Annotated in this window: 17 protein-coding genes; 2 read left to right on the top strand and 15 right to left on the bottom strand. The window is 35.9% G+C overall.

The features are described from left to right. Nucleotides 1-1085 (top strand): oligosaccharide repeat unit polymerase (locus tag KFT32_RS22675; RefSeq protein WP_211749713.1); only part of this gene is annotated, 1085 nt, incomplete at its 5' end. A gap of 41 nt (nucleotides 1086-1126) precedes the next feature. On the opposite strand, the gene KFT32_RS22670 is transcribed toward KFT32_RS22675, so the two are convergent. The 15 genes from KFT32_RS22670 to KFT32_RS22605 form a co-directional block, all read right to left on the bottom strand. Beyond that, complete coding sequence (locus KFT32_RS22670) at nucleotides 1127-2668, bottom strand: hypothetical protein (protein ID WP_211749712.1); 1542 nt, start codon at nucleotides 2666-2668, stop codon at nucleotides 1127-1129. 30 nt (nucleotides 2669-2698) lie between these two features. Then, nucleotides 2699-4648: an SGNH/GDSL hydrolase family protein gene (locus tag KFT32_RS22665; RefSeq protein ID WP_211749711.1), complete on the bottom strand. Its 1950-nt coding sequence runs from the start codon at nucleotides 4646-4648 to the stop codon at nucleotides 2699-2701. Then, on the bottom strand, nucleotides 4648-5091 hold the full coding sequence (locus tag KFT32_RS22660; RefSeq protein WP_211749710.1) for a hypothetical protein: 444 nt from the start codon (nucleotides 5089-5091) through the stop codon (nucleotides 4648-4650). Before KFT32_RS22660 ends, KFT32_RS22665 begins: the two co-directional genes overlap by 1 nt. A gap of 132 nt (nucleotides 5092-5223) precedes the next feature. Then, nucleotides 5224-5379 carry a CD1375 family protein gene (locus KFT32_RS22655; RefSeq protein WP_211749709.1) on the bottom strand — a complete coding sequence of 52 codons (156 nt, stop codon included), beginning with the start codon at nucleotides 5377-5379 and terminating at the stop codon, nucleotides 5224-5226. Between the two features lie 58 nt (nucleotides 5380-5437). After that, nucleotides 5438-5542, bottom strand: coding sequence for a CD1375 family protein (locus KFT32_RS27510; RefSeq protein ID WP_283246464.1), 105 nt, complete (start codon nucleotides 5540-5542; stop codon nucleotides 5438-5440). Nucleotides 5543-5548: 6 nt separating this feature from the next. After that, entirely contained in the window at nucleotides 5549-6049 is a 501-nt protein-coding gene (locus KFT32_RS22650; protein WP_211749708.1) for a hypothetical protein, read from the bottom strand. Between the two features lie 15 nt (nucleotides 6050-6064). Further along, entirely contained in the window at nucleotides 6065-7174 is a 1110-nt protein-coding gene (locus KFT32_RS22645) for a phage tail protein (protein WP_211749707.1), read from the bottom strand. A 143-nt stretch (nucleotides 7175-7317) separates the two neighbouring features. Continuing rightward, the gene (locus KFT32_RS22640; RefSeq protein WP_211749706.1) at nucleotides 7318-8334 is read right to left on the bottom strand and encodes a fibronectin type III domain-containing protein; all 1017 of its coding nucleotides are present in this window, start codon (nucleotides 8332-8334) and stop codon (nucleotides 7318-7320) included. Nucleotides 8335-8346: 12 nt separating this feature from the next. Beyond that, a complete protein-coding gene (locus KFT32_RS22635) occupies nucleotides 8347-8610 on the bottom strand; it encodes a hypothetical protein (RefSeq protein ID WP_211749705.1) in 264 nt (87 codons plus the stop codon). A gap of 12 nt (nucleotides 8611-8622) precedes the next feature. After that, on the bottom strand, nucleotides 8623-9804 hold the full coding sequence (locus tag KFT32_RS22630) for a hypothetical protein (RefSeq protein ID WP_211749704.1): 1182 nt from the start codon (nucleotides 9802-9804) through the stop codon (nucleotides 8623-8625). Nucleotide 9805: 1 nt separating this feature from the next. Continuing rightward, nucleotides 9806-10666 (bottom strand): hypothetical protein, encoded by an 861-nt coding sequence (locus KFT32_RS22625; RefSeq protein ID WP_211749703.1) that lies wholly within the window; start codon nucleotides 10664-10666, stop codon nucleotides 9806-9808. Nucleotides 10667-10724: 58 nt separating this feature from the next. Further along, a complete protein-coding gene (locus tag KFT32_RS22620; protein ID WP_211749702.1) occupies nucleotides 10725-15968 on the bottom strand; it encodes a transglycosylase SLT domain-containing protein in 5244 nt (1747 codons plus the stop codon). A gap of 324 nt (nucleotides 15969-16292) precedes the next feature. After that, a complete protein-coding gene (locus tag KFT32_RS22615; protein WP_211749701.1) occupies nucleotides 16293-16493 on the bottom strand; it encodes a phage tail tape measure protein in 201 nt (66 codons plus the stop codon). 579 nt (nucleotides 16494-17072) lie between these two features. Next, the gene (locus tag KFT32_RS22610; RefSeq protein WP_211749700.1) at nucleotides 17073-18122 is read right to left on the bottom strand and encodes a PDDEXK family nuclease; all 1050 of its coding nucleotides are present in this window, start codon (nucleotides 18120-18122) and stop codon (nucleotides 17073-17075) included. A gap of 421 nt (nucleotides 18123-18543) precedes the next feature. Then, nucleotides 18544-20064 carry a phage tail tape measure protein gene (locus KFT32_RS22605; RefSeq protein WP_211749699.1) on the bottom strand — a complete coding sequence of 507 codons (1521 nt, stop codon included), beginning with the start codon at nucleotides 20062-20064 and terminating at the stop codon, nucleotides 18544-18546. A 204-nt stretch (nucleotides 20065-20268) separates the two neighbouring features. Here KFT32_RS22605 and KFT32_RS22600 point away from each other — a divergent pair, with 204 nt between their 5' ends. Then, entirely contained in the window at nucleotides 20269-20943 is a 675-nt protein-coding gene (locus KFT32_RS22600; RefSeq protein ID WP_211749698.1) for a hypothetical protein, read from the top strand. The last annotated feature ends 17 nt before the right edge of the window (nucleotides 20944-20960 follow it).

Here is a 20960-nt window from a genome sequence, read left to right as displayed (position 1 = left end):
GAATTATAGTAGGCGATAGAAAGAAACACCAACAAAAAACTAGCACAAAGACTTTAGAAACGAATTCTACAAAATTAGATATCCCGAAACCGTGGATTATACTTCTATCAATAGTTTTCTTGATGATATCATTATTCCTCATAAATAGAATTGGTGGACTATCTTCGTTATTTTCCTCTAGAACTGAAATTAACCAAGTATTTAATGACACTTATTCTAAAACAAATCTCTTGATCTTCGGTAACCTGCAAAAGGTACCTCTATTTGTAATACTTGTTCTGTGTATAACTCAGATTAAAAATGGTGGTAAAAAATTATTATTGTTGGGTATTGTACTGATTGTTATTAATCTAATTATAAGTAATCCACTTTCAAACTCCCGATACTGGTTTGGATCGGTGATTTTATCCTTAGGATTTATAATTTTAAAATGGAAAAATAATTCATTCAGTTTTTGGACTATAACAATAATAACTTTGCTACTAATCATTTTTCCATACTCAGACATATTTAGAGTTACGACTGAGTTTAATGGCATAGAAATTGAAAGTATAGCAACCCAAATTACTCAAAATGGAGATTATGACGCTTTTCAGATGTTGATGAATACTATTAAATTTGTCGACACATATGGACTTACTTATGGAATGCAATTTTTAGGGGCAATTTTCTTTTTTGTTCCTAGGTCTATATGGCCAGACAAACCACTGAGTTCAGCTCAACTAGTAGGGGAGGGATTGGGCTATCGCTTTACAAATCTATCAGAACCTCTTTGGGCTGAAGCATACTTAAATATGGGCGTTATAGGAATAATAGTAGGATTTTTCCTATATGGGCTGATGACTAGCTATTTACAGAGAAAATTTATGGAAAGTATTTCAGATAATACAGTTACCTTTTTTAGAATCCTAGTACCCTTCTTTGCGGCTTACCAACCGTTTTTGATGAGAGGCGACCTAATGAATGGTATTTCATATTTAGCTTCATTTATATTCTTTTCCTTTGTATTTGTGAAGTTTAAACCTAAAAAAAGGGAAGAGATTGCAGCAAAAGACGTGAGAACTAGAAGAATATTTATCAGGTGATTACCAAAAAGATAAGGGAGCTAATTGCTCCCTTTTTATTTTTAATATTCATTTTGACATACAGCATTAATGTAAATAATTAATTCGACAGACGATGTGGTGGAGCAAGAAATATTGAGATCTCCGTTAGTGTCTAATGTTGCATGCAAGTTTGAAATCATTGTTCCTGTAGTTACATCACTCTGAATTTTTAATATGCTAGCAAGTGTGTTTTCACTTAACGTTGCCGTTTTAAATCTGGATATCAGCGTAGAAGACAATGTATTATTAGAATCTGATGTCATAAACGTTACATTAATTAACCAACTTCCTTGATTCAGAACAGATGTACAATTATGTGATGTTCCAGTAGGGGATATAGTTTTATAAGTAAAATTCTTACCTGTCAGTATTTGCTGTAATTTTGTTTTCCCTTGAAAATATATTCGATTTTGATCATCGAAATAAAATTCAGATATCTTCGAATCTGTGACATTGTAATTGGAGCCTACATAAATAGGTGCTGAACACATAATAATATTTGATGCGGCATCACCAGTTAAATTCACAACAATTGGATACTTAGATGTTTTATTAGAACTATTGTTTAGAAAGATAGTTCTATTACCCACGTATATCTCTGTTTCATCATAATTTTCAAAATAACATTGTGTAATGTGCGTCTGATACCCCTTATTAATTATAGCGGGCAAAGTTGTTTTTTCGCCTGAGAATCTACAATTATTGAAGTAATTTAACTGAGAATCATTTATTTCAACAGCGGCGATAGACATGTCAGTAGTTGAAAATTCACAATCGTTGAATTCATTTTGTTTGCCACCATCAAGTCTAACTGCGCTTAAACAAGTTCCTCTTTCGAACACACATCCATAAAATTTATTAGCTTGTGGTACATTATTAAAATCATTGTTACCATACCCGCCTAAAGCTTGCGATGTTCCTCCGTAGATATGGTGAGTTCGACTAGCTGAGGCAAACTCACTTTTCATTACAACATTATTACCAGCCCCATTGAGCATAGCTAACGACCCACCACAATACTCAATGTCAATTAAGTTGAAGTAATTGTTTTGGCAAGCATCCCATACCATACCGTACTCAATAGATCTTTCAATTCTAATGTGGGTAAATTTATTTCCAACAACTGTCCCCTTATCAGAGCCGATTATTAGGCCGTTTGTAGTTAAATTATCACAATCAATAAGCAAATCCTTTACAGTTCCACCTCGATTGCCGAACTTATTAATTCCAACATATTTGAGAACGTACGGCATGGAGACAACAGCCTTTAACTTCGAGCCATGTCCCACGCCTTTTAATGAGGTGTTTTTTGAATCAATTAATATGGGAGAATTTATGTACAATGTCCTATTTGGTATTAAGACTACTCCTCCACCATCTGATTTTACCTTATCAATAGCTGACTGCAATGCTTTGGTGTCATCGTCTGGATCGTAAACATTTTGCTTGTTTTTAAATTCTGAAACACTAACCGAACGTTCGTTTATAGAATTCTTGAAATTTAAATTAAAATCATTGATTTTTTTTAGTGTAGATAAAGCTAGATTTTTATAAAAACTCACCTATTAAGCACCCTCCATAAAAAAGAATACTTATCTTGAGTCGAAAATATACCCGCCAAGAAACTGTATCCTTCTGTTTGTTTCAAGAGATTCGGTGGCAGAAGTATTTAGACCATTAAAAACAACTTTGACATAATGTTTACCATAACCAATATCAAATCGATTAATTGATGAATATGGGAATAGATCTACAGAAGCCACATTGTTATTTGCACTATATAAATCCTTGCCGGTAATTACTTTTACACCATCAAGATAAACATCTACTTTGCCGCTAGCACTTTTATTTGAAAACAACAATTGAGCACCAGTTCCCAGAAATTCAAAATCAAAAGAGTCTCCATTAGTGTCTGTATATTTTGTGTATGGTACATTCCACATCCAAGGTTCTTCTAACCAAGTTCCAGTGTATTTAATTTCATCGAAACGAAGTTCTCTATTTTTCCAGGTGTGAAAAACTACCCCGACAATCTTCATGGTTCCAGAGGTACAATTTATCTTAATTCCAGCATTTCTATATCCTGGCTTGCCATTGGATGCGTCACCCCACACTCCAAGATCGGCAACTTCGATTAAACCAATCCTTGTGGGGTGTATAGTGGAGTGAGATATAGTTTTTACAGCGATAGCGTCTCCATTACGAGTTACATTTGCTGTGAAGGCAGAAGAATATTCATAAATGATATCTACCGCATGCGCATGAGCGTGCCCATATTGAACATTTTGACCTTGGCTAACCGTCTGTAAATAGTTAGTAGTCAATTTACCACCAAAAAGTAGCGCTGGATTAAACGAAGCAACGGTGGATGTTCCACCTTCAGTTGTACCAGTTTTAGCAAAAGGATCAAATACGATTTCACAAGCATTAGGGAATTTTGAATATAATCCAGAATCAGATACTGGCATAATACGTGTTTGAGTATGTGGATTAGTAAGTTCAGGCTCTTGATAAATATCGTTTAGTGTTGACCTAATAGCCTTAGCCCAAGCAATATGACCTTTAGTAGACATGTGAATGCTATCAGCATGAACATTATCTCCATTCCATTGAGCTTCTCTAACATAAGCCCATGTGTCTGCAAACTCGCAACCCCAAACATCCGCCATATCTCTCATTAATTTAGTATCATCATATAGAAAATTACTATCATCTCTACTAAAATTTGATGATGTAAGAATAACTTCCACATCGTTTGTGCGGAGCTCTTTTATTATATTTTCTAAATAGGAAAGGTAGTTTGTTCCTCCGTTTGCACCAAAAGAAACAATAGCAAGATCGTATTGAGTAGAAGCGACAGGAGATGAAGCAGCTGGTTTTGGTGGATTAATATACACATTATTTATGTATTCTCCAAGTGTCACCGATGTGTTATCATACTGAGCATTAGAAGTGTAAACCTTGCGACCAGTAACAGCAAACCCATACCTAGATGTCTGGCTACCAACAGCATAATTGTCAATTGTAATATCGGTAAGTCTAGAGAGACTATATCCGAGCGCAGAATTAGTAGAATCAAAAATTATTGATCTCCAGTATGGAGTGTCTCCTGCTCCTTGAGTCAAAGAGTCTCCCAGTAATTCAACTCTAACAACCTGTCCTTTTCTTTTTATTTTTCTTTTAGTTTTCTCAATGCGACTAGTAGGTATCAGAAATACATCAGGTTGTTCTACACTAGTAAAGGAAGATGCATTTGTTTGGACTGATGCAATATGTATTGCCCCACGATGAATAGCCCTTGGTAAAGCATGTAATTTATTATCATACAAATCCAACATAATTTCACAAGGAGTACTTGGAGGAACATTAACTGCTCCACCTCCGTATTTCAAGAAAGTTCCATCAGCTAATCGAAGCTTGCCGGGTCCAAAATATAATGATAGATCTTTACTTTTTGTAGAATCAAACAGAAAGTTTTTACTATTCAACATAGTGTTCAATGAGTTAACTTTGTTTAGAGCAGAAGCACCCAATACATCCATTAAGCTACCGCCTTTCCTTTTGCCGTTAAGCTGCCTCCAGAAAGCGATACTATCTCCACGGCTATTGATTCTAATCCTGTAATGTCAATTTGCCATATTTCATTTATAGAACCACTGGTACCCAGAGAGAGATCGGATATTCTTATGCCGGAAATAGGTCTGGATACACCACTTGCACTCACAGCTTTAAAATTTACTGTGGCAGACGTTGCGGTTCCATATATCTCTATAGTCATACTCTTATATGATTCCACAGTAAATAAGTTGCCTTCAGCAATCTTAGTTTCAGAGTTATGAAATGTGTGTGCTTTTATGGCAGATTTAATATCGCCAAGCGTTGCATTAATATTTGCTCCACCAATATCCACTTTCATTCGACCATCTGATGTTGTTTCAACACCAGCAATTTTTACACCAGTGTATACTTTGATTTCATTTGCCAAGTAAATTCCTCCATTAATTGATTTACTACTGAAAACACAAATAGACCCATCCAAAACCCTTGCTACTAGTGGGTTTTCTGAGCCTTTTTACTTCATGAAATGCCTATTTCATATTCCTGCTATTTTTATGTATTATGCTGCTGATGTTGCGATAGGAGAGAGGGGATTACCATTCTCATCAAGGTCAAGCGAGTTAAGGTGATTTCTTACATCTGCCTGAAGTTTAGTTGGAACTTGTTGAATAGTTTTAACACCTTTTACAATAAGAGTTGCATATACGACTACCATTTCATCACCTCCTCCAATAAGTAAAAGTCCGATATTAGTAGATAATTTAGAGAGGTAATTATTTATTATCGAGAATAGCTTGAACTTCTTTTTTGTTTCTCGTTGGAACATCTTCAATCTGTTTTTCTCCTTTGATGATGAGAGATGCATAAATCTGATTCATGATGAACTATTCTCCTTTAAGTTTTGCAATTTCTGTTTGTAAGGTTTGGATTGCTAAATTAACAGTTGAGAGAGCAGCCTTTGTTTTTTGTAAATCTTCGTATACTTCGGTTAGTGCTAGTTGTGTTTTAGTGTTGTCTTTTTCAACTTCAAGTGTAGTTTCATATGATTCTGTCACAGCTACTTGAGTATCTGTTATGTCTGTATTTAGAGATGAAACTTGATTAGCTAATTCTTCTTTTTGAAGTTCTAGATCATTTAAATTTGAAGCTAAGTTAACAACACGCATTTCAATAGTGGTACTAGATTCGTAATCATAAAAAAGTTCTTTAGAATCCAACTCAATTCTTAAAACAGCTGAAAGATTTGGGTAATTTTTAATCTCAGGATCTTGAGAAGAAGTATATACTCCATTAGAAGAGTCGTCGGGTATATTTCCAGAAAGGATTGACACAACTGTTCCTACATTTTCTGCATAAGGTTTATAAACAACAAACCTCTGTAACATATTAATCCTCCTTTTTTAATCTCCATAAACGCAAACGCTTCGTATAGTAGTCGCATGCGTTCCACTAAGGTCAGTGTTTACAGCAAGTACCCCAAAAGTTACGGTGTTAGCATTAAAGGTCACATTACTGAAATATCCGTAAGCAGCGCCTGAACTGCCTCTCCTATACTCAACCACTCCTGATAATTTGTCGGCAGTTAGAATACAATTCACTGCAGTGAACGTACTTCCAAAGTAAGTATTAAAACTCATATTCACTTCTATTAACTTTGGAGTAAAACCTAATGCAGGAGTCGTGTACACATTCGCATTACTTGCCGCTGCATCTTGGTTTATATTCATGATCTTGGTGTATTTCATCGTTGTGCTGATGGCACGTACCTTCGCAAACAATGAATCCCATGTATCATTAATGGATGCACTTCCACCCTTGGCGTTAATGGCATCCACCATGCCTTGTTTCGCATTAACGCCAGATTGAAAAACCTCATTAATAGCACTAACCACATTAGTTTTAGCTGTTGTTTGTAGACTGGATAACGTACCAACTTGACCAGTTACAGTATCTAATCGTGCAATATCGTCAACTGCTGATGGAGCCGCTACCTTAGCTCTGCCACTTGCATCTCTTTGTATGATTCTATTTGCGGTAGCAGCACTAGTTGAACCATGTACGGATGTTGTAGTTATGTTGCTATGTGTAGTCAATGCATCCGATACATCTTTCACAAGTTTAGGCGTAGCAGCTAATACTTCACTTGTGCTAGAAGTAGAGGCGAGTTGAACAATACCTTTTTGAGTAGTTGAAGCATCCGTAGGAGCTTTAGAATTAACTTCATTAACAGCGGCAACAAGTGAATTTTTAGCGTTTGTATTAAGTTCAGCCATAACTCCAATGTCATTACGCAATTTGCCCGCCTCTAAGCTATCCAAATAAACGATGATTGCGTTCTTCTTTTGATCAATAGCAATCAACGCATTATCTCTAGCCACATCAACTTGGACGACCATACCATCTATGTAACCCTCAACATTATTTTTGAGAAATAGTTGCATCTCCACTAATGCATTCTGGAATTGATTCCAATCATCTGAACTAATAAATTTAGATCTCAATCGAGCCATAAGATTAGACATTTCAGTTTCCTCTTCAGGAGTGCGATTTGCTTTTAGTTTTAACTCTTGAAACCTCTGAACGTATGGGACATCTGAAGCCAAAATTTCTGTTCGGAGCTGAAATTGGTACACCTCTTGAGGAAAAGCCATATTTAATTAATCACCTCTGCGAATATATTCATGTCACTAAAAATTTGTTGCAGACATACAAAAAAGCCAGTGTCACCTTTTACAACAGGTTCACTGACATAATGCGATTTAAATCCATATACTTCTTTTATTAAGTGAAACTTCTGATCATTCTCCCAATACTGCAGAGACAAATTTCCATTAATCCCTTTGAGTACAAATAGATCAACATTTGATTTGAAACTTTTAATCCACATCTTAATAGTAAAATCTTGAGATAAGCTAAATCCTTCTGACCAACTAAATGTGTCATTGGTTAAATCTATGTACGTTCCATCTAGAAATATAGGACTCTTAGTTGTCGTGCCTATAATCTGAATCGTGTTCCAACTAATTAACATACCAGCATTATCTGTATTCTCAGCTGTTAAATTAACCTTGATATCAGGTTGTTGATATTGAACAGTAAATGATACTAATCCACTAGTCCCGACTAAACCTTTAGCCGATGTAACTTGAAACTCAATATAATAAGATGTTCCACTTTTCATATTGCTAAATATGTATTCAATATTAGGTTCTATACTGATAGAACTCTGTGAAATCTTAGTTTTATTTGAATCATATAAATAGACAACCCATGATCTTAAAGGAATAGTTTCGGCCTGATAATATGTAGCGCCAAACGAGTAGGAAGGAGAGGGGATAGTTCCAATACTATCAATAGTTACAATTGGCCTAGAGGATGTCTGGAATATCTCATTGTCTGAGCTAATACTTAATCCTGATTGATTCCAGATGGTAACTTGAATCTTATATTCAATTCCATTAGCTATTGTGTTAGAGGGAAGAGTGTGGGATTGAGCAAAGGAAGTAATCTTACCTGTATCATGAATCAATGCATTATTTGAGTTTCTATAAATTCTAATTTGATAAGCAACAGATGGATCACCTGAAACTTGCCATGTAATTTTAATTTGATCTTTTGCGTCTAGTGTTTGACCACGTATATTTATATTATATGGTTTTTGTAGAGCCAACTTTTCACCTTCTTATACAGCTCTGCGTGAGATAACAAACTTATTTTTAGAGTCTCCATTGATGAAAATAACCCAAACTTCTGAATTAACACTAAAGTTTCCATCTGGATTACATGGAATGTCCTGTGGAGTAATGGAACCATCCACAAAAACGGAAAGTATACTATTTGCTTTTACAGCCTGAACTTTTCCTAAGTGGTAATCACCTTTAAGCAAACCTAAGTTAGATATCTCAGCATGAATTATCTTCTTAATCAATTCATATTCTTGCATCATTTAACTCCTTTATTAAAGGAAATCCCAATCATCAATAACCTTCACATATTTCAAACAATCACAAGTCATAATCTCTGGTTTTAAGGGGATGTTTAGTGATTGAATTAGATACTTTCCATTCACTGAATTGTTTGGAACATTTACTTCTATAATGTCGTTAGCTTCTAAGACATAAATTGGTGCCAGATTTAATGACAATCTCTCTGAGTAAGATAAACGATTCAACAATTCGTACTTAGCCCTCCACAATACAGGGCCATTATCCTCTCCACCTAGAAGTGAATCTGGCTCACCATTGTTGTGCCAATATGTAATGCGACCAATTGACTCAACCGTATAAGGAGAATCTTTCCACTTCGGATCTGTTTCAGTAACAATCAACTCACACTTTTGAGTAGCTGTTTGACCTGAGCCACCCAATACTACAATATGATTGGCTATTGTATCTTCCAGGCTACGCTGATTACCTGCATAGAAACGTTCATTTGGATTCGTTGAATCTACCTTCCACACAGATGGTTCATGTTCAAAGCTATTTAAGTCTATTTTTCTAAGTCTCAGATATCCATTTACATCATAGTATAAGTCGCATTTAGCTAAGAGGCTTAACTCTTCATAGGCTTTATACGTACTATCTCCTGCTTGATATGTAAGGGTATATGGAACAGTTTCAGTTACTGTGTCAAAGTTGAACAATGTTTCACCATTATTTCTAGCTAACACCTTAATGGCTTCACCAATGTTCAATCCCACAGCTAACTCTGTATCATATTTCAAACTGCCTCGTTTATCTGTTTGTAAATACATTTTGTCTTGACCAGAGATAGTCGTGTAGCTTCCATTCTCATTGTCAGTATCTTTTAATTCAGTTAACACAAATACCCCTTGAGGGATATACTCAATAGTTTTATTAGTTAATTTCAATCCTGTGTAAACCCGCACACGTTTATTTAGCCAAATCAATTTATCAGATCCAAAAAGGAACTCACCATGTTTGTTTAGAAGGGTAAATTGAAAACTGCGTCTCACCGCTCTAGAAGAGTCTACCGTAATACTACCAATATCATTTTCTGTAATCTGTTTTGTGAATTCGTTAAGATAGTTCATTTTAGAATCATAGAATTCAATTTTTAGATAGAACTCTTTAATAGGTAATCGTAGTGCTCTGAGAAAATCAGAAGAGGAGGGAATCATATTATAATTCTCCTCTCATGTATTCATCATAACCACCTATTTCAGTGAAATCGAAAGTGATTGTCTTATAATCATAGTCTTTCCATGTGTTTTGCGGAGTAGATTCCTTTGGATAATGAACATCACAAATAAATAGGCGTCCATCGCTGGATTTTACAAGGCAGGGCTTATGACTATATATGAAGTCATTTAGAATCTTCTCATATTCCAAACCAGACAGATTAAATTCTTCTGGGGTGATAACCGTAGAAAGGCTAAACTCATGATAGTTCTTCTCACTATAAAATACAGTAGGGTATCTAGTTAACGTTTCAATAACTGTTCTTCCTTGCTGCAAGCTTGTTTCGACATCGCCCATGCTACCAATTGATTTATCCATGGGAAGGATATTGTTAGTTTCTTTATCAACAATCCACCAACCCACAAACATGGATTCTGTCTGAATCTCGACTGATTTACCGTCTAAAGCATTCTCAGCCAATGGAACAATACTATAAATAAGTTCACCATTTGGTTGAGTGTAATCTATGTATTCAATTTTCTTGTTGTTTTCAAAAGGAATGGTAGCAAGCGTGTATCCGTCTAACTCATTCAGTCTACGTCTTTTAATTTGAAACGATACGATTTCTAGTCCATTGTTGGCAATGTTACCACCTTCAAGATCCTCGATAAATTTAAATATCGCTCTCGTATCAGCTTCCCAATTACTTTTATTGCTATCTGTATTAACATTTGTAGCTTCTCTAATTTCTAATTCATCGTATGTGCCATTTTTTAATTCACCATAGTACATATCTCGTATAGCTGTTCCAGGACTCCTGAAAAAATGAGTACCATAAAAATCTAGTCCAATCATTGTCATATAAATCACCTTCCGTGAAAAAGAAGAAAAGGGAGGAGTACTCCCTTTTGTGTACCTATTACTTTCGTCTAGCATCAACTTGAGTCTGGATTTTAGACCAGAAATCATCTGGATTATTAGTAGTGATTTTTGTATCGTAGAAGTTAAACGTATCACCTGAAGGTGTAGCAATAGTTGCTTTATCAGCACTAGAAGCAAATCTAGAAATATTGTCCTTAACTCCACTATAGAGATTCTTCAACATTGTCCAAGGTTCCATAAGCGATTGTTTTATTTTAGACATGTGATCCTCGGTTAAAACGTATTCTCCCATTTCAAGAACAGTAGGGTACTCATTGGATTTGAGTGGAGCATCTCCAACACGTCCGCCAGTATGATACTTACGATTAGCTCTCCAATTTGTGTTGTACTCAATAGCATCCAAAGCATCCTGAGATATCTTGTTCCCATCAACGGATACGATACCGCTGATATAGCCTTGTGCGCTTGAACTACTAGAGGATATAGCTTGATCCTTTGCGGACTGTAATGCTGTGCTACCACTCGAACTTCCACTTGAAGAAGAACTAGATGAACCAGAGGAATTTCCTCCAATTGAGCCCATAGAAGCTGCAACATTCGCCAAATTAGCATACATAGACTGTAGCTCAGCTAATTTAGATGCTACTTGTGAGATATAGACATCCCATTTTTGCAATGATGAAGCTTGCCATCCATCAACTACGAGTTGTAGCAACTTACTTCCTTCATCTGCACTAAGAGTTCCATCTTCCAAACCTTTTCGTAAAGCTTCCTCATACTGATCCATTTTAGTTTGAGTGTCTGTAACAGTCTGAGAGTAGAGGGAGGATAAGTAGGATTGATAAAGTTTCATTGACTCAAGATTTTGCTGATGAATTTGTTTCGTCTTTTCTAGAGCTTCTTGCTGTATTTCAACTTCTCTTTCCTTAGCCTCTTGTAGACGATCAATCTCATCTTGGATAGCTTGTTTTACATCTTCACGTTCATATTGTTCAACAAGTTCATCCTTTTGTTTCTCAAGTTCTTCAACTCTACCCTTATCATATGTAAGGATTTCTTCTCCAGCTTCAGTAATATAGCTGAATCGCTTATCATTCTTAGCTGCGTCAAGTTCATCATTGATTTCCTTGAGTTTCTTTACTCTGTCTTCTTTCTCATACTGTTCCTCTAAGTTATCAAGAATCTCTTGTTGTTTCTCAATCTGAACATCGTAATACTTTTCAGTATTTTTAATCTGCTGTTCTAGAGCTGCTTCTTGCTTTTGATATGCTAATTCAGTATCACGAATTTGATCATCTATATCCGATAACTGATTCTTAAGTTGTGCTACTAAATTAATTTGAGATTTAATCTGATTACCAAGAGCAGACATATTGCTAAAATTGATGTTGCTCATATCGCTGGTGTAATTAAGCGCACTCTTTACACTGTTAGCAATATCTTTAACTTTATTAGCATAGTCATTAAGATCCGAGCGTGATTGAGAAGTAGTATCTACAAACTGTACACCGTTCTCATATTTACCATCAATCATATCTAATTGAGCGATTATAGAATCAATTGAGTCATTAAACTCATCCAAATTGAAGATATCCTCGGAATCGAGAGAAGTCTTCATCGTGTCAATAAGAGAAGATAAAGCTTCATTGGTGAATGAAAGGAGAGTCTGATAAGTGGATTTAATGGCAGCTTCATTATTCCACCAGTCAGTTGTTAGCTGCTGTAATCTGGCGCTTAGTTCAGCTTTCCGTTCAGCAGTTAACTTGTCATTCTTTAAGCTTTCTCTAATAAGCTCTGCTTCCTTATGGAGTAAGTCTTGTTGTTTCTGAAGCAAAGGAATTTGTGCGGCTAATTCAGCTTTATAGGCATCAGTTCCATCGTTTAGAGCAGAAAGTTTGGCATTAGAGAAATCAATGGAATCACCTAATTTGGCAACTTTCTCAGTGTACTCATCCAATACACTAATAGTGATGGAAAACTGTTTAGCGGCTTTTTCATCGGCCAAGGAATACCATTCTTCGGATAGTTGAGCTAATCGCTGAGTCAATTCATCTGACTCAATACCCCACTTAGACATAAGCGTTCGAATAGCTTCAGCTTCATTGTGAATAATTCCTTGTTTTTTTGTGAGTACGTCAATTTGGTTGCCCTCAATTTTGCGCCATCTTTCAGTATTCTGACTATACTTTTCTTGAGTGCGTTCAGATTTAGAAAGTACCGCATCTTGTTCGGCAATTTTCCCTTGATAGCGTGCGGTGTAGCCATCGATAATTTTGAGTCTATTCTCATAAATCTGCTTATCAATTGCTAGTTGCTCTTGAATAGCACTTTCACGTTGTGCATCTAATTCTTTTTGAGTCGGTTTATCTACGGTAACCTTTGTTTTGGAACTTGAGGATGAAGATGTATTGGTTGAGGGAGTGGATGTAGTAGTTGATGCGTTATCATAGTATCTAAGAACATGATTAACATAGTCAGGATCTCCATATATACGGTATCCATTTTTGTTCTTTTGATAATTTGAAAATCCTTGCATGTTTTCTTTGGAATATCCACCATTTTTATTAAAGTAGTTTAGTACTCCGGGACCCATGTTATAAGCAGATAACGCTTTGTTAATATCTCCGTTCGTCTTCTTGAGCAAATCTGCGAGCATTTGAGTTCCCTTTTTAATGCTTGCTTCAGGAGTAGAATTACTCATTCCATTTACCTGCATAACATTGTTCGAAGCTTTGCCTAGAGTTGATTCTTGCATAGCTACTGCTTTAACTAATGCGGGATCAATTCCGTATTGCGCTGCATACTTGTTTATGTAATTAGAATAATCACCAGTTACGTTCTTACTCGATCCAGAAACAACCGTAGAACCAGAAGATGAGCCTCCCGAAGAAGTTGTTGTAGTTGAGGTTGTTGTCTTAATCGACATAAGCTTCGAAGGATCTAGTTCGCCTTCTTTAAGCAATTTCTTTTTCTCAAGTAGTAATTTGTTTTCTTTTGCGATTGAATCGAGATATTTCTTTGATGAAGTGGCATATTTACTGCGTTCGTTTTGAATTTTAGAGAGCGCTGATTCAACATCATTAAGCTTCTTTTGAAGTTCTGTGAGTACTTCTGTTGTTTCTTTTGTAGTCTCTTGTGAGTTCTTTTCTGCCTTACTTGCTTTTGAGGCAGACTTAGCTTCTTCTTCAAAAGATTTTTTGTTGTTTGCAGTAGTTTCAGCTAACTCCTGTCGAGCTGTGCTGAGTAGATTGCTTCTCTGCTTAAGAGCTTCCAGTTCTGCTAGTAAGCGAGAAGATCCATTGGTGTTTCCAGCAATAATCCGTTCGGCTGTTAACTCATCCACTTGTCCAGTTTCAACTTTAACACTATACAATTCAATGAGTTGTTCACGCTCAAGATCAATAGCTTTGATACGTTTCTTGGTTTCTTCTATTAAATTATCCGTTTTATCCTTTTCAGCCTGTATGAAGCCGTCAGTCTCATCTTTTTTGGCTGTTAGATATTTGTATAACTCTTCACTGCTTAGTCCAACAACTTTGTTAAAATCACCGTATTGTTTATTAAGCTTTTCAATTGTCTCGGCAGATAATTTGTTAGATTTCTTAAGTTCATTTTGAGCAGTATCAAGTAGTGTTGTTTCATCTTTCGCTGCACTAAGTGCTTTTGCAAAGTGTCCAATCTCAGCCGAAGTTAAATTGGTATCACCGGATAATAATGAAATAGCATCTGCCAAACTAAGAACAGCATCTTCCGCTATATTTGCAACATCTGTGATACCAGATAGCTCATCTGCGTCTTCAGATATTCCACTGAAGTTAATTTGAGACAATGCATTGCTGAGTGATTTAAATTCATCTGTATTAAGTTTTGATACTCCGGGCAACTTTTCAAATAGCTTAACTGCTTGATCTATATTTGATACATCAGCATCTTGGATTTCTTTAAATACTTTCTCAAAGTCCTCAAGCGAACTTACTTCACTTTGTCCAGATCTAGCAGAAACAGCAGCGAAGATATCTGAGATAGAGCGAGTAGATTCTTTGATTTTTTTGCCTTGTAGTTCTTGTGAGTCGATATAATTTTGAAAAGCAGCGGCCATCGCCTTTTCTTTGACGCTGATTTGTTTGATGAACTCGCCATTTTCTTTATCATATTTCTCTTTAGCTGTTTTAACTGCCTGGGCAAGTAATTCACCCATCGATTCAATTCCGTTTATATGATCTTTATTGTTCGGGTCAAGGCCAATCATACTCGGTAATTGGTCAGTCCATTGACCACCTTCGTTATTCATGGCTACATTATCACGTAAGTTGTTCAGGAATTCTTGTTGTTTTTTACTCGCTTCCTGGTATGCTGTAGCAGCTTCCTGAGTCTTCTTTTTACGTTCGTCAATCTCAGCATTAATAGTTGATGCATTGGACTGGTATTCCAATTGAGCCTTTTCACGTTCAATAGCAATTTCTTCTCTAAGTGCTGCTACTTTGCCGTTAATAGCATCAGTGTTCTCTTTGAAAGCTTGGCTTTGATTACTAAGATTAGAGAGAACGATACCGTGCTGGGATGACAAAGCTTCTTCCGCATTGGCGAGTTTAATTTTTTCGTCTGTTGTTAACTCCGTTTTATTTGCGAGTTCTTGGTAAGTAGAGGAGAGACGTTCGAGATTTTTAAGTGAAGCAGTTTTATCGTTTAGCTCATTGAGATCGGTCGATAGTTGTTCGGTAGATTCAGACGCATCTGCGAATTTACCAATTAGCCATTCTGCAGCATATCCAATTGCGACTAAAACTAGCCCAACTCCAGTACTGGCTAGAAATCCTCTCATAGCTGTTTTAGAAATCGTAAGAGCGGTTGCTAATCCTCTGAAACCAGTGCCTGCAGTAGTTGCTGCTGCTGCATTTTTGATTAAAGAGGTTGTTCCTGCTGCTAGAGAAACATTAAATGTACGATATTTCGAGCTAACTAATGTTAAAGAAGCTGCAACAAGCCCCAATACAACTGGTAGTGCGCCAAATTTATCGACAATAACTGCAGTAGAATTTAAAAGAGATGCAAGTGCTGTGGTAATAGCAATAATCGAATCAGAGATTACTGCATTCCCGAATGCCACCGAAAGGGTTTCCCAGGCTGTTTTCATTTTCTGAATACGAGCTGCAAGACTGTCCATATACTTCTCGTTTTCACGCATAGATGAACCTTGAGAATTTAGAGCTGTTTCTGTGGCGCTAACCGAAATTGAATAATTCTGCATAAGCGCAAGGAAGCGAGTTAATTGGAAACGCAAGTATCTGTTACTTTCAGGCTTTTCTGCCTTACTGACTATACTAAAAAGTACAGCGGGAATGGTTCTTCTTAGAGAAGCGTTAAACCCTCAGAGTGTCTTTACACTCGACCATTCCTCACTATGTTTCCATAGTGCTCAGACTATAACATCATCTTAGGTTATAAGATGGTCAACGTTTAGTCGTTACGGATCTAAGTTCATGAGAAACAATGTCCTCACAAAACAAAGTTTCCTCGGTATTGCCTTCATCGTGACATGTTAAGGTGTTCACCGATACGGTTGACTTTGCAACAATCAATCACTTGATTGTGGGGCCGTTTATTTTTAACCCGCCAAATTAACTGCTGTATTTTGTTGTTGTTCTGAGGTCAATGAGTTCCATTTTCCAGCAAGTTCATCAAGAATATCAGATACATCACGGACTTCACCGTTGATGCCTCTCATGGCTATGCCAACATCTTTTAAAACACCTTCGGATTTATCCATTGTTGTAATTCGTGAATAGATGGTTTTCAGTGAGTTCACTCTGTTACTTCAAATTGAAGAATTCTATTTCAATTTTACTGACTACAATAGTTAAAATTGTAGCGGAAATGGTTCTTCAATAAGTGTCTTTACACTTGACCATTTCTCTCTATATTGCTATAGAGTTCAGACTGTCGCATTATCCGTTCTGGATATCTCTACACTCAGTCGTTCACGGTGTATTTAAACTTCCGCCTTGTTGTCCATTAAGGAGTTCCAAGTCAATAAGTAGAGATTTTTCACTAACATATTCCTATGCTAGGCGGCAACTATTTTACCGACCACTGATCCACTCTCACGAGTAGCTGTTGTAATTGCTGTAGTATCACCTAAAAGCTTTTCTAAGCTTACCTTTTTGTTACTCCTTCTTAGCGGTAAAGAAGGGGACAAGTCATTTCTGCTTGTCTCTGCATTTTCATATTCATAAAAAAGAATTGGATTATCGATGCAGAACAGACTCTATGTTTATCTTTCATGGAGGGTGAAAGATAGTCAGCGTAGGACTATGATGTCACCATCATAATCGCGTAGTCGTTACGGATAACACTATAAAATCTTTGCAAATATATGAATCAATTATTACTCAAATAAATCTATTTGCTCTTTTATTGCTAATGACGTATCTATGTATATATCATTTTCCCAGATGCCTACAATATTGTGCCCAACTGTCTTGAGATAAGCGAATCTAGCTTTGTCTTTGTTTCTTTGTCTTTCTTGTTTGGGAGTGAGTGGGATTAAACCATCTTCTTCGTTACCATATTTGATTGGATTGGCATGCCAGTAATCACCTAAAACCTCGATTACTGTATCGTGAGAGGGGAGGTAGAAGTCTACAATGAATTTGTCGTACATTAGTTTCTGTGGTTCATACGGAATATGATTAGACTTTAAGTAATCTCTAACCATTCTCTCCGGCTTTGTGTCTTTATGCTTTGCGTTTAAAGTAGATCTAATTCCGTTGTTGATGTAAAGTAACTTTCCTTCAGGAGTATTAGGGTAGATTTTACTTTTCCAGATATTTAAACATTTTACAGAACAGCACTTAGATTTTCTTCGATTGTTTTGAACTATATAATTTTCATTACATATCGTACACTTTTTATTAATTTGCTTATTCTTGGTTTCTGAATTCCATTTTGATCTACATTCAACTGAGCAAAAATTGTTATCTCTAACCTGTGCAGGTTTCTTTGTAAGTAGAGTGGTGCAATAATCGCATTCTAAGTCTACATTCGCAATCTTCGACTTGTTAAAACATATATTAGAACAATATTCTTGATTTTCTCTTTTTGTTTGATATTTCGTTTCACAAGTCTTACAAGTCTTTAGAATAGGTTGTTTAGAAAACTCAATCTTCTGCCATTCAGCTAAACAGTGTCTGTCACAGAACAGATTTTTTCTTTTACCCTGTTTTAAATCCTTAAGTTTATATTGTGGAACTCTTATGCTCTTATTGCAATGACCGCATTCTACTGTGGCTTGTTTGTAATGAGGGGAATCTTCACCTTTTAGAGTTGATTGAAACTTATCTTTACACTCTTTGTTGCAAAACGAATTCTTACATCTTTTAATATCGCTAGGGCTTCTATTTATTTCATTATCACAAAACGCACAATTAACTATCAATTAATAACCTCCATTATTAATTGACCCATACAATTTACTGAATTTTATAGTGTTCTTTCCTCGGAATTGTCTGTCCCCAGAGTTTTCCCGATATGGCTGACTTTTCACTAATCGATCACTCGACTAGGCGGCTAGGGTTGAATCCCCACCGAATGTATTTGCTGCTGAACCAGCTTTGGTGATACCTAATGCAAGGTCTTGCGTTGTGACTGCGTAGTTGTTATCACGATCTGTTACTTTCACTCATATTCGAGCTACTGACTATTTCAAGTTTGAAATAGCGAGGATACTGCTTCCAGAAACGTCTTTACGTTTGAGTATCCTTCTCTGTATTACTACAGAAGTTCAGACTTTCGCTTCTCCCTTATTACAGGAAGTCTCTTCGTTAAGTCGTTCAGGCTGTATTTAAACTTGCCCCCTGTTATCCGACAAGTCGGAACTCCAAGTCAATTAGAAGAGATTTTACATGTGTGTTATCACACAAGGAGGCTGATAAGTTAACCTCGTTCAACTTGTCTGCAATCTCAATACTTTTATCTGCCTCAATATTAAATACAGTCATGGCTGCAGTTAATGTATCAACCGATTCTTCGGGTGTTAAATCAGAAATGTTTTGTAGCAAAGTTGTGGTTTCAGCTAATGCTGTAGTATCAATTTCACTGAAGCCCATTCGAGCAAATCCAATAAGATTCTCATTAACATCTTTGATGGATCTGCCATATTCATTTGCTAATTCAATACTACTTTCCAACATTGAGTCGAAGTTAGTGTTGTCACTCATAACACGTTGCAGTTGAGTCATTTGAGTATTAACTTCAACTATTGTTTGTACAGCGTTCTGTAAGCCTTGAATTGGAAGGAAGATGGCAGTAGATATACCACCCCATAACGCAATCTTACTAGCGGCACTTGCAAACTGTTGCCCTAGAGCATTGACTTGCAATTCTGCCTTCTTAGATGTTGTAGTTATTTCTTTAAGTTTTGTATTGACATCACTAATAGCCTTCTTATAGTTCCCAACACTTGTAATCTGGGATAACTCATTAGTCAATCCATCTATGCTATTCGCAGAAGTAGAGTTGTTTCTGTACTGCTTTCTAGCTGAAGCTAATCTTATCTCAGCTTCTTTAATTGCTTTCTCATATTCTTGTTGTCTTTTACGGTTTTGTTGTAAGGCTATGTAATGTTGCTTGTCTCTATCTAATTCAAGTTGTTTCTCATTTTGAATATCTTTTCTATTTAAATCTGCATTCTTGCTAATGTGTTCTTGTTGAGCCTTTTCCCAATTGTTATAAAAGTTTCGTGTATTTGATTCTGCCTTAAGTCTTTGTTGATACATCTGATCTATGAATTGTTCTTCGTCTCGAAGTAGTTTTTCATAGTCCTCAGATATGGAATAACTATTTAACAATCCATCTTTATTGTAATTAGCGGTTACCTTTTGAGTTCCGTCATCAGACTTATAAGTTGAATTGGTTCCCGTTATTTCACCATATTTATTCTTTTTAACTTTTTCTTGAGCTAAACTGAGATTCTTAAGATCCTTCTCAAGTCGTTCGACTGAAGCCGATTGATTATTATACGCAGCTGATTCTTCGGCTAATTTATTCTTGTTTTCATCGTGAATAACTTTAGTTTTATTAATGATCTCACCAGATTTAAGAATCTGCTGTGTGACTTTCTCAACAGTTCCATCTAGCTTGCGATATTCATTAATTGTCTCTTGAGTAACTTTGTTCTGAGTTTCCAATGCTACATTTAATTTCTTTGTTGATTCAATAAAATTACTAATCGACTTAACAAATGACTCATCTACATTAATTTTCACATCCAATTTTTGAAGAGAAGGATGCCTTGATAATGCTTTTAGAGCAGCATTAATATTACCAATACTCTCACTAGTGTTTATTCCAGCAGAGATTAGTATTTGTAATTTATCCATAAAACTGATATCACTTCCTTTTTAAAATAAAAAAGAAGCGATAGATATCGCTCCTTGATGGGGGTTATATGCAAAAAAATCCACACCAACATAAGCTGACGAGGATTTTTTTACATGTAACTATTATGAACTTGATATTCTTATTGACATTGAAGAGCATATATTTAGAATTAAAGATGTATGAAACTGGAAAGGGGATATAAGATGAAGAAGGGAACAGGATATCTCATTTTTAACGCAATCTTTATAATACCAAGTATAATTTTAGTTATTATAAATGGAATATCAGTTGGTCCTGTGATGTTAACAGTATTTTCTTTGTGCATAACTGGATTTTTAGTATTATCATCCAAAGAAACTAAAGAGAAAGAGGATGCTATACAGAAGTTGGAATCGCAGATTTCAATGGTGAAAGATTTTACTCCGACTAATATTCTGCATGCTGCAAACTGCGTAGTAGCTTTAGATGAAAACAAAGAGAAATTAGTTATTGCTAATACAGTGGGTACATACACTTATGACTTTAAGAAGGTAATTGAATCAGAAATTTTCCAAGATGAAGTATCTATTAGTAAAGTATCTAGAACTGGTCAAATTGGCGGAGCTCTAGTTGGTGGGGTTTTAGCTGGTGGAGTTGGAGCAATAATAGGTGGTTTAAGTAGCTCGAAACAAAACGAAACTCAAGTGAGAAGCATCTCGTTAAAAATAGTTTTGGATGATTTGAAAAGACCATACCAGAACATACAAATCTTAAATAGTGATATTCCATTAAAATTATCAAATACAACTTATACTCAAGCATTAGAAGATGCTAGTCAGTGGCAAAGCATAATGAGTGTAATAATAAGTCGCAATCAAAGATCCATTGTAAATCAATAATTAAAAGAGGACTCCCA

Origin of the sequence: Paenibacillus sp. Marseille-Q4541, from assembly GCF_018310695.1 — a bacterium.
Classification (GTDB): domain Bacteria; phylum Bacillota; class Bacilli; order Paenibacillales; family Paenibacillaceae; genus Paenibacillus.
Note: the sequence above shows the minus strand (reverse complement) of the source record. Positions and strands in the feature narration are given on the sequence as shown.